The sequence below is a fragment of the Methylorubrum podarium genome (genome assembly GCF_040270385.1).
Lineage (GTDB): Bacteria > Pseudomonadota > Alphaproteobacteria > Rhizobiales > Beijerinckiaceae > Methylobacterium > Methylobacterium podarium.
The window spans coordinates 25,183-33,420 of record NZ_JBELQE010000018.1; the positions used below are offsets into that span (position 1 = coordinate 25,183).

Below are 8,238 nucleotides of genomic sequence, written 5' to 3' on the forward strand. Positions count from 1 at the left end.
CTCAGTATTTCGTCACGATGGCCCGGCTGCGCGCGGCGGCCGGCTCCGCCGGCCAGGCCGGACGCGGATCGACGTGGCCCGGCCACATCGTGCGGGGCGCGACGTTGTCGCAGACCTCGCGCTGGCGGAGATAGGTCGGGCGGCCCATCGCGTCGCGGCGCAGCACGGTGCCCCCATCCCGGCAGAAGCCGGCAATGGCCGCCGCATCGCCGCGGAGGCGCCCGCGCGGATTCCGCTCCACCGGCGGGTGCTCGATGGTGAGCGGCGCCTGATGGTTCAGGGAGCGCTCGACATAGGTCGTCGTGGCCTCGGGCGGCAGGTAATCCGATTCCTCGAAGGGCAGGGACAGAGCGGAGGCACCTCCGGATCCCAGCGCGGCAAACAGAGTCGCGAGGGCGAGGGAGGAGGCGAGGCGGCGCATGGCGGGTTCCTCGGATGATGAAGAGCTTGGCCTTACTGTAGGGCAGTGGGACGCCGAGGGGTAGCCGCCTTGCCTCATTCCCGACACACCCTCGCCGCGATTGCTTGACACCGGGGACCCTGCATGGTCCCAACGCCCGCGCCGCGCGGCGCTTCAGGGTGCCTCGACTGCGCCAGCGCGAGGGGCGCCCGCCGGAGCCGGACGCCGCCTCATGAAGCGATCGATCGGAGTTCGTATGAGTCTGTTTGCGGGCCTGGTTCGCGCGGTTCGGCCGGAGAGGAGCCGCCGTCTTGCGCTGGCGGCCGCGACCGTCGCCACGATCCTGGCCGGAGGCGGCGCCGCGCAGGCTCAGGGAACCGTGCGCAAGACCTTCGATGACTGGCAGTTGCGCTGCGAGACGCCTGCCGGTGCCAAGGCCGAGCAATGCGCCCTGGTGCAGTACGTGGCGGCGGAGGACCGGCCGAACCTCAACCTCGTCGTCATCGTGCTGAAGACCGCCGACAACCGCGGATACCTGCTGCGGGTGGTGGCGCCGCTCGGCGTGCTCCTGCCGTCCGGCCTCGGCCTCAAGATCGACCAGACCGATATCGGCCGCGCGAGCTTCGTGCGCTGCCTGACCACGGGCTGCGTCGCCGAGGTGGTGATGGACGAGGGCCTGATCAAATCGCTGCGCAACGGCTCGCAATCGACCTTCATCGTCTTCCAGACGCCGGAGGAGGGCGTCGGGATCCCGGTCTCGATGAAGGGGTTCGGCCCCGGTTTCGACTCGCTCAAGTAAGACCGTACGGCTCCGGAGCGATCGGGGAATCGCCATGAAAGGGCAGGGGCGTTCAGACGATGCGCAGGGCGTTGATCATCTTCGGCGGAGTGGTGCTGGCCGTTCCCGGCGCGGCGCGGGCCGAATCCGGCGGCTTCTTCAAGAACCTGTTCAGCGGCGGCGAGGGGGGCGCACCCGCGATCGCCGCGCCCCGGGCGCAGGATCCCGACGACGTCTACTGCCCGCCGGTCTTCGTGCCGGATGGGGGCGCGGCGATCCAGGCCTTCGCCGGAGGCGCTGGGGACAAGACGCGCCTGCGGCACCAGATCGTGTTCAGCCGGCTCAGCCGCGAGTGCAAGGCGCGGCCGGATGGATCGGTGGCGGTCCGCGTCGGCGTCGAGCTGCGCGCCCTGCTCGGACCGGCCGGCGCCGCCGGGCGCTTCGAGGCCCCGGTGACCGTTGCCGTGAAGTACAACGAGCAGACCGTCATGGCCCGTACCCACCGTGTCGCTGTGTCGGTGCCCGCGGGGGCCGCGCAGGGCGAGGCGACGCTGATCGAGAACGATCTGAGCGTGCCCGTCGACAAGGCGACGGGCTACGACATTGAGGTGACGCTGGCTGGCGCGGCGGCTCGGGCGAAGCCGGCCGCGCGCCGCCGCAAGCCCGCGCCGGCCGCGACGGCGGAGCAGGGCGAGGCGACCGCCGACCAATGACGGCATCGTCCGCGTCGCACGGCTCGAAACGTGCCGGAGGCCGGCATCGCCAACCCTGATTCATGGTGGAACTCCCGGCAGGACCTGTGGCGGGGCCGGGAGACGCCGTTCTCCCTCGCCGCAACCGATGATCCGCTGTTCGACCGCCGCCTCGTCCTGCCGGACGTGTTCCGCAATCCGGCGCGGGGCCGCTGGATCGTCCTGACCTACACGCTGCCCGCGCGGGCCCGGCCGCAGCGACCGCTGCTGCGGCTGCTCCGCGCGGACGGCCGCCGCGACAGCTTCGTGCTGCCGGGGCTCGCGCTCGGCGCCGCGCGCTGGCTCGGCTACCTGCCGGCGAATTGCCGGGGCATCGAGATCGCCGCGGAGCCGGGCTTCACGCTGGAGCGCGTCGGGCTGCGCGGCAGCGGAAGCGTCTTCGCGGAAGCGCTGCTGAAGCGGCCGGGGCGCGCCGCGGCGGCGCTCCGCGCCGGCCTCGCGCGCGACGAGCGACGCTGGCGCGACAGCCTTCGCGGGGCCTGCGCCGTGTCGCCCCTCGCCCGCTACCCGGCTTGGAAGACCCCGCGTCTGTTCCGGTCGGGGCCGGCCGAGCCGATCGCCGGCGCCCCGATCCGCCTCGTCCTCCCCGCGCCCTTCGCCCGGGCCGACGCGGTGGCGCGCAGCGTGGCGAGCCTGCGCGCCCAGACCCATCGCAACTGGTCGCTCCTCGTCGCCTGGACGGATGGCGATCCGCCGACGAAGCCTGCGGGACCCGATCCGCGCTTGTCCTCCGGCAACTGGAATCCGGCCGCCACGCTCCGGGATCTCTGCGGAGACGCCGCCCTGTTCGGCCTGCTCCGTCCCGGCGATGTCCTGGCTCCGGAGGCGCTGAGCCTGCTCGCGCACGGCGTCGCGGCCGAGGCCGCCGAGATGGTCTACGCCGACGAGGAGACCGGCGGCCGGACGATCCGGCCGCGCCTCAAGCCGGATTGGAGTCCCGATTTCGCTCTCGTCACCGGCTATCCCGGTGCCCCCGCTCTCGTCGCGACCTCGTTCCTCTCCGCCCTGCCGGCCGAGCCGGTCGGCTCCCCCGAGGATGCCGCCCTTGCCCTCGACCTCGCGACCGGGGCCGCGACCCGCGTCGTCCACATCCCGCGGGTCCTGTGCCGCCGCGAGCCCTTCGCGGTCGACTTGTCCGTCCGGGCATCACGCCTCGACCGGCAGCTGAGCGCCGCCGGCTCGCCGGCGCGTGCGGTTCTCCGCCACGGCTGCCTCGACCTGCACTGGCCCCGTCCGGAGCCGGCGCCGCTGGTCAGCGTAATCATTCCCTCGCGCGACCGGCTCGACCTGATCGCGCGGGTCACCGAGGGCGTTCTCGAACGGACCGACTATCCCGCCCTCGAACTGGTGATCGTGGACAACGGCTCCACGGAGCCGACGGTGCTCGCGCTCTACGAGCGGCTGCGGGCCGATCCACGGGTGCGGATCGAGCCCCATCCGCACCCCTTCAACTTCTCCGCGATGGTCAATGCCGGCGCCGCCCGGGCGCACGGCGACATCCTCGTCCTGCTCAACAACGACGTGGCGGTGCTGCGGCCGGACTGGCTCGACGCTCTCGTCGCCCAGGCGGTCCGGCCGGAGGTGGGCGCCGTCGGCGCAAAGCTCCTCTACGAGGATGGACGGCTCCAGCACGCCGGTGTCGTGGTGGGGCTCGGCGGCGAGGCAGGGCACATCCTCCGCCGCCGTCCCGCCGACACGCCCGGCCATCTCGACCGCCTGCGCGTGGCGCACGAGGTCTCGGGCGTCACGGCGGCCTGCCTCGCCGTGGCGCGGAGGAAGTACCGCGCGGTCGGCGGCTTCGATGCGGAGACCTTTCCGATCGACTTCAACGACATCGACTTTTGCCTGCGGCTCGGGGCGCGGGGCTGGAAGACGATGTGGACGCCCCACGCCGTCCTGTCCCATCTCGAATCGGTGAGCCGGGGGCGGCCGGTCGGGGCCGCCCGCGCGCGCTTCGAGCGCGAGGCCGCCGCCTTCACCGAGCGCTGGCGCGCCGTGATCCGCCACGACCCGTTCTATCATCCGGCCCTCTCGCTCACGACCTTCGGCGAGGAGCTCGAATGAAAGCCGACGGCGCGCCCGACGGATGGCCCGACGCGCTGCGCTTCGCCGCCGAGCCCGTACCGGGACGCCTCGCACGGGTCGCGCGCGCCCTGCGCTCTCCGAGACAGGCTCTCGCGATCCTGCTGACCCGGCTCGCGGGCCGGCGGCTGCGGGCGGCGCAGCGCTTCATCGCGCTCGTCGGAGCCCACCACGACCTGCACGGGCCCGGAAGCCTCGCACCGCCGAGTGACCCGCCCGCCGTCCTCGCCGCGGCCGGAATCGAGCGCGTCGAGGTCGGTCGGAAAGGCACGGTCCGGATCGCGTCGGAGGGAGGTCCGATCGTCCTGCTCTCGGTCGAGGGTCAGTCCATCGCGGAGGGGGCAGGGGCCGCCATCGCCGCCGCCTTCGCCGATCCCGCACTCCACGCGCTCTACGGCGATGCCCTGTTCCGGGCCGAGCGCGGCCCCTGGCTTCCCCTGCTTCGGCCGGCTTTCGATCGCGATTACCTGCACGCGGTCGATTACCTCGGACCCGTCATCGCCCTGCGCCGCTCCAGCGTGGCCGGCATCGCGATCGCCGACCGGGCTCCCGCCCTCGACCTCGCCCTGAGGATCGCGGATCGCTTCGGCCCGGGCGCCGTGCGCCACCTCCCGCAGATCCTCTCGTTCGGAGGTTTCGGCGGCGCGGGGCACGGGGCGGCGACGCGTTCCGCCCGGTGCGCGGCGATCCGGCAAGACCTCGATCGGGCGGGGGAGGGAAGCACGAGCATCGTCATCGAGGAGGACGGCGTGATCCGCCTCGACAGGCCCCTTCCGGAGCCGCGCCCCCTCGTCAGCCTGATCGTCCCCACCCGCGACCGGCTCGACCTGCTGCGCCCCTGCATCGAGAGCCTGCGCCACCGCACCGACTGGCCGGCCAAGGAGATCCTGATCTGCGACAACGGCAGCCGCGATCCCGCGACGCTCGCCTATTTCCGCACCCTCGAGGCGGAGGGCGCGGCGCGGGTCGTCGCCTGTCCCGGCCCTTTCGATTTCGCAGCGATCAACAACCGCGTGGCGGCGCAGGCGCGCGGACGCCTCCTAGCCTTCATCAACAACGACGTTGAGGCCGAGGCGCCGGACTGGCTGGAGCGGATGGTCCGCGAGGCGTTGCGCCCCGATGTCGGCGCCGTCGGCGCCCGGTTGATCGACGGCGCGGGCCGCATCCAGCACGGCGGCATCGTGCTCGGCACCGGCGGTCTCGCCACCCACGGCCACCGCCACTTCCCCGGAGACGCCGCCGGCTACCTCGGTGCCCTGCGCGCCACCCGAAGCGTCTCGGCGGTGACCGCCGCCTGCCTCGTCGTCGAGGCGGACAAGTTTTCCCGCGCCGGCGGTTTCGACGCCGCTGCCTTCGCCATCGACTTCAACGACGTCGATCTCTGCCTGCGCCTCAATGCCCTTGGCCTGCGCACGCTCTACGTCGGCGGCGCCGTGCTGCATCATCGGGAATCGGCGAGCCGCCGGCCCTCGCCGGAGGCGGCCGCCCGCCACCGGGCAGAGGTCGAGGCGCTGAAACGGCGATGGGGGCCGCTGCTGGCGCAGGACCCCCATTATCATCCGGGCTTCGATCCGGACCTCTCAACCTACCTACGCCTGCGCCGCGGCTGGACCGGCCGCGGGCCGGCCACGCCGCGCTGAGCGCTCGCCCTACTGGACGAGGCGCGGGCCGCCGGTCTGGACCTTCTCGTTCTCGGACATGATGCCGAGCCGCTTGGCGACCTCGGTATAGGCTTCGATCAGTCCGCCGAGATCCTTGCGGAAGCGGTCCTTGTCGAGCTTGTCCGAGGACTTGATGTCCCACAGCCGGCACGAATCGGGGGAGATCTCGTCGGCGACGACGATGCGCATCAGGTCGCCCTCCCACAGGCGGCCGGTCTCCATCTTGAAGTCGACGAGACGGATGCCGACGCCGAGGAAGAGGCCGGACAGGAAGTCGTTGACGCGGATGGCCAGCGCCATGATGTCGTCGATCTCCTGGGGCGTCGCCCAGCCGAACGCGGTGATGTGCTCCTCCGACACCATCGGGTCGTTGAGCTGGTCGTTCTTGTAGTAGAACTCGATGATCGAGCGCGGCAGCTGGGTGCCTTCCTCGAGCCCGAGCCGCTGGGCGAGCGAGCCCGCCGCCACGTTGCGCACCACCACTTCGAGCGGGATGATCTCGACCTCGCGGATCAACTGCTCGCGCATGTTGAGCCGGCGGATGAAGTGGGTCGGCACGCCGATGTCGTTGAGGTGCTGGAAGACGAATTCGGAGATTCGGTTGTTCAGCACGCCCTTGCCGTCGATCACCTCGTGCTTCTTGGCATTGAAGGCGGTCGCGTCGTCCTTGAAATGCTGGATGAGCGTCCCCGGCTCCGGTCCCTCATAGAGGACCTTCGCCTTGCCCTCGTAGATGCGACGGCGGCGGTTCATAGGCGTGTACCGTGGTTTGAGGAAGTCCATGGGGCCGTGGCTCCTTCGGAACTGGCACGTGAAGCGAAATCCGCGGCGCGGCGACCCGTCTGGCGGGCGGACGGCCAGGACCTGCCCTCAGGTGCCAATCCCGGCCGCCATACCATCAATCTACCGGAACGAGGTTTGCAGCACAACGCGTTGGCGCTGCACCGCTTCGTCCGGACGGGCGCCGGGCGCCGGCTCCGTGTCTCTCGCGAAGCGCCCGCTGCGCCGTCGCCGTCGGAGGCGGCGCTGCCGGGCAGCCGGCGTTTTGCGAGGCACTCTAATCGGTTGGGGATATGGGGGTGAGCGCCGTCGTCTTGGAGGGATAGCGGCAGAGATCCGCGATGACGCAGCGCGGACATTCGGGCCGGCGCGCCTTGCAGGTGTAGCGCCCGTGCAGGATCAGCCAGTGATGCGCGTTGAGTCGGAACGGCTCCGGCACCCGCGCCTCCAGCCCCGCCTGCACCTTGTCGGTGGTGGCGGCGGAGAACAGGGGGATGCGGTTCGAGACGCGGAAGATGTGGGTATCGACCGCGATCCGCGGCACGCCGAAGGCCACGTTGAGCACCACGCTCGCGGTCTTGGTGCCGACACCCGGCAGGACTTCGAGGGCTTCGGCCTCGCGCGGCACCTCGCCCCCGTGCCGCTCGATCAGGATCCGCGAGAGTGCGATGACGTTCTTCGCCTTGGTGTTGAACAATCCGATGGTGCGGATGAAGTGGCGGACCCGTTCCTCGCCGAGATCCAGCATCTTCTGCGGTGTGTCGGCGATGGCGAAGAGCGGCGCGGTCGCGAGGTTCACGCTCTTGTCGGTCGCCTGCGCCGAGAGCACCACCGCGACGAGCAGCGTATAGGGGTTGATATAGTCGAGTTCGGAGCGTGGTTCCGGATCGGCCGCGCGGAGGCGCGAGAAGATCTCGACCAGCGTCGCATCATCGACGGGAGGTGGCGAGGTTTCGACCCGCGCCGTCAGGGCGGGCGCCAGCTCGGCCCTGGGCTTTGCTGGTTTCGCGCGCCCGTCGGCAGACTTCGCTGGCTGACTTTTTACCGCAGCGGGGGCGGAAGAGCGGGAAGACGGCTTTTTCGCTGGCATCGGCGCGTTATATTCGGCCCATGGCGAGCGGCAACATTCCTGCACATCCGGACGGGCTCGATCCCGCAACGATGGACCGGCCGGTCTACTCGGCCGTGATCCGGCCTCACCAATCCCTGAGCCAGGACGGCTTCCGGATCGTGATGGGGTTCTGCTGCCTCGTCTCGCTCGTGACATCGATCGCCTGCTGGCGCGCCGGCTTCTGGCCGATCGCCGGGTTCTTCGGCCTCGATATGCTGGCCCTCTACGTGGCGCTGAAGGTCAGTTTCCGCCGCGGTCGCTCCTTCGAGGAGGTGATGATCTCGCCGATCGAGGTGTTTCTGGCCCGCATCGATCCGCGCGGCGTCCGCCGCGAGTGGCGCTTCAACCCGCTCTGGACGAAGCTCAGCCGCGTCGACGACGAGGAGTTCGGCTTGCGCACGCTGACGCTCACCTCGCGTCGCGAGCACGTCGTTGTCGCCCGCGACGCGTCACCCGACGAGCGGGCCATCGTGGCCGATGGGCTCACGCGCGCCCTGGCGCAGGTGAAGAAGGGCTACTGATCGAGCGCACGAGGGCACTCCCGTTGCGGAAGGGCCGCCGGATGCGTTCCGAGGCTCCGTGGCGGGCGCGATCGCGCCTTCCGCGTTTTTCCGATTGACGTCGGCGCCCGGGCTCCATATACCCACTTTCACCGACGGGGCGCCGCGGTCCAC

At 71.1% G+C, this 8,238-nt stretch carries 8 protein-coding genes; 5 read left to right on the forward strand and 3 right to left on the reverse strand.

Translation table 11 applies throughout. From position 1 onward, the window contains the following. Nucleotide 1 precedes the first annotated feature (1 nt). A complete protein-coding gene (locus ABS772_RS02615) occupies nt 2-421 on the reverse strand; it encodes a hypothetical protein (RefSeq protein ID WP_350391979.1) in 420 nt (139 codons plus the stop codon). 235 nt (nt 422-656) lie between these two features. On the opposite strand from ABS772_RS02615, the gene ABS772_RS02620 reads away from it, so the two are divergent. From ABS772_RS02620 to ABS772_RS02635, 4 genes are read left to right on the forward strand one after another with little or no spacing between them, the layout of a single operon-like run. Further along, nucleotides 657-1,199: an invasion associated locus B family protein gene (locus tag ABS772_RS02620; protein ID WP_350391980.1), complete on the forward strand. Its 543-nt coding sequence runs from the start codon at nt 657-659 to the stop codon at nt 1,197-1,199. Nucleotides 1,200-1,258: 59 nt separating this feature from the next. Beyond that, entirely contained in the window at nt 1,259-1,891 is a 633-nt protein-coding gene (locus ABS772_RS02625; protein WP_350391981.1) for a hypothetical protein, read from the forward strand. A gap of 30 nt (nt 1,892-1,921) precedes the next feature. Beyond that, a complete protein-coding gene (locus ABS772_RS02630) occupies nt 1,922-3,994 on the forward strand; it encodes a glycosyltransferase family 2 protein (protein WP_350391982.1) in 2,073 nt (690 codons plus the stop codon). Then, a complete protein-coding gene (locus ABS772_RS02635) occupies nt 3,991-5,652 on the forward strand; it encodes a glycosyltransferase (RefSeq protein ID WP_350391983.1) in 1,662 nt (553 codons plus the stop codon). Before ABS772_RS02630 ends, ABS772_RS02635 begins: the two co-directional genes overlap by 4 nt. 9 nt (nt 5,653-5,661) lie before the next feature. Here the strand turns inward: ABS772_RS02635 and purC are convergent, their stop codons facing one another. Together purC and nth are read right to left on the reverse strand one after the other, a co-directional pair. Continuing rightward, complete coding sequence (gene purC / locus ABS772_RS02640; protein WP_017487305.1) at nt 5,662-6,456, reverse strand: phosphoribosylaminoimidazolesuccinocarboxamide synthase; 795 nt, start codon at nt 6,454-6,456, stop codon at nt 5,662-5,664. Between the two features lie 274 nt (nt 6,457-6,730). After that, nucleotides 6,731-7,543: an endonuclease III gene (nth, locus tag ABS772_RS02645; RefSeq protein ID WP_238256960.1), complete on the reverse strand. Its 813-nt coding sequence runs from the start codon at nt 7,541-7,543 to the stop codon at nt 6,731-6,733. Nucleotides 7,544-7,563: 20 nt separating this feature from the next. Between nth and ABS772_RS02650 the strand changes: the two genes are divergently transcribed. Beyond that, the gene (locus ABS772_RS02650; protein ID WP_238256961.1) at nt 7,564-8,085 is read left to right on the forward strand and encodes a DUF2244 domain-containing protein; all 522 of its coding nucleotides are present in this window, start codon (nt 7,564-7,566) and stop codon (nt 8,083-8,085) included. Nucleotides 8,086-8,238 lie beyond the last annotated feature (153 nt).

Bases quoted from the DNA above. Each gene is read 5' to 3' on its own strand.
- ABS772_RS02615 (WP_350391979.1), bottom strand. From the start codon at position 421: ATGCGCCGCCTCGCCTCCTCCCTCGCCCTCGCGACTCTGTTTGCCGCG.
- ABS772_RS02620 (WP_350391980.1), top strand. From the start codon at position 657: ATGAGTCTGTTTGCGGGCCTGGTTCGCGCGGTTCGGCCGGAGAGGAGC.
- purC (WP_017487305.1), bottom strand. From the start codon at position 6,456: ATGGACTTCCTCAAACCACGGTACACGCCTATGAACCGCCGCCGTCGC.
- ABS772_RS02650 (WP_238256961.1), top strand. From the start codon at position 7,564: ATGGCGAGCGGCAACATTCCTGCACATCCGGACGGGCTCGATCCCGCA.
- ABS772_RS02635 (WP_350391983.1), top strand. From the start codon at position 3,991: ATGAAAGCCGACGGCGCGCCCGACGGATGGCCCGACGCGCTGCGCTTC.
- ABS772_RS02625 (WP_350391981.1), top strand. From the start codon at position 1,259: ATGCGCAGGGCGTTGATCATCTTCGGCGGAGTGGTGCTGGCCGTTCCC.
- nth (WP_238256960.1), bottom strand. From the start codon at position 7,543: ATGCCAGCGAAAAAGCCGTCTTCCCGCTCTTCCGCCCCCGCTGCGGTA.